Source organism: Clostridium sp. CAG:43 (assembly GCF_000434655.1).
Taxonomy (GTDB): domain Bacteria; phylum Bacillota; class Clostridia; order Lachnospirales; family Lachnospiraceae; genus Otoolea; species Otoolea fessa.
On the sequence record NZ_FR895085.1, the window covers coordinates 10583 to 12182 of the forward strand.

Annotated in this window: 1 protein-coding gene; it reads left to right on the plus strand. The window is 56.0% G+C overall.

The window, feature by feature from the left end; genetic code table 11:
* Positions 1-95 precede the first annotated feature (95 nt).
* Entirely contained in the window at positions 96-1499 is a 1404-nt protein-coding gene (radA, locus tag QVO97_RS06940) for a DNA repair protein RadA (protein WP_022359636.1), read from the plus strand.
* The last annotated feature ends 101 nt before the right edge of the window (positions 1500-1600 follow it).

Genomic DNA, 1600 nt, shown 5'->3' on the forward strand with positions numbered 1-1600 from the left:
AATGGCGGGCGTGTGCGCCGGAAGCCGGTTTCCGCCATGCAGCAGCTTTTTGTGTAATAAGAAATATGAGAAGAAGTGTTTGGAAAGGAATCAGCATGGCAAAGGCAAAATCAACGGGATTTTTCTGCAGGGAATGCGGTTATGAATCTTCCAAATGGATGGGGCAGTGCCCGGCGTGCAAGGCGTGGAATACGATGGTGGAAGCTCCGTCCGCACCGGCATCATCCGGTACGGCAGCAGGGCGGTATGCGGCAGCGGCTTCGCTGACGGCGGTACCGGGGAAACGGGTTGGCGCGCAGGCAAAGCCGGTCAGCTTAGATGAAATTGAGCTTTCCGATACGGATCGGACGAGAACCGGATTTGCAGAACTTGACCGGGTGCTTGGAAGCGGCGTGGTGCGTGGCTCCCTGGTGCTGGTCGGCGGAGATCCGGGAATCGGAAAATCAACCCTGCTTCTGCAGGTCTGCCGGAACCTGGCAGGACAGGAACAAAAGGTTTTATATGTCTCCGGCGAGGAGTCATTAAAACAGATCAAACTGCGGGCAAGCCGGATCGGGACGGTGCGCGGACCACTTTCGTTCTTGAGTGAGACGAACCTGGATACGATCGCGGAGGTGATCCGGGAGGTACGCCCGGATGTGGTCGTGATCGACTCGATCCAGACCATGTTTATCGAGGCGGCAGGTTCTGCACCGGGCAGTGTCAGCCAGGTAAGAGAGTGCACCGGCGTCCTGATGCAGCTCGCAAAAGGACTGGGCGTGACAGTCTTTATCGTCGGTCATGTGACGAAAGAGGGCGTTGTGGCGGGACCGCGTATGCTGGAACATATGGTCGATACAGTGCTATATTTTGAGGGCGATCGCCATGCGTCCTACCGGATTCTGCGGGGAGTGAAGAACCGTTTCGGTTCGACCAATGAGATCGGCGTGTTCGAGATGCGGGAGGAAGGACTGGCGGAGGTGCCGAATCCATCCGAATTTATGCTGGAAGGGCGCCCGGCGGAGGCATCCGGTGCGGTGACTGCCTGCTCGATGGAGGGAACCCGCCCGATTCTTCTGGAAGTGCAGGCGCTGGTGTCAAAGACGAATTTCGGACTGCCGCGGCGGACGGCAGCGGGCGTCGATTACAACCGTGTGAACCTGCTCATGGCAGTGTTGGAAAAACGATGCCGTTATGCCCTGTCCGGGTACGATGCGTATGTCAACATTGCAGGCGGCATGAAGATGAACGAGCCGGCGCTTGACCTTGCGATCGTGATGGCGCTGATTTCCAGCTATAAAGACCGTCCGCTGGATGAGAAAACGATCGTATTTGGCGAGGTCGGACTCTCCGGAGAGGTGCGCGCCGTCTCGATGGCAGAGCAGAGAGTCCATGAGGCAGTCAAGATGGGATTTACAAGATGCATTCTTCCGATGGTCAATGTCAGTAAATTGAAACCAAGGTCGGATATCCGGCTGGAAGGGGTGGCAAATGTGCGGGAGGCGATTGGGCTGCTGTAGGTTGCTTGGATTTTGGGAAAATTTAAGAAAAATAATGTTAGCGTAATTATTCTGAGGTCAGAAATGGTTCCTGACGCATCCGATTGGGAGTGCCTGAGAAG

Coding starts and splice junctions, on each gene's coding strand:
- radA (WP_022359636.1), top strand. CDS start 96: ATGGCAAAGGCAAAATCAACGGGATTTTTCTGCAGGGAATGCGGTTAT.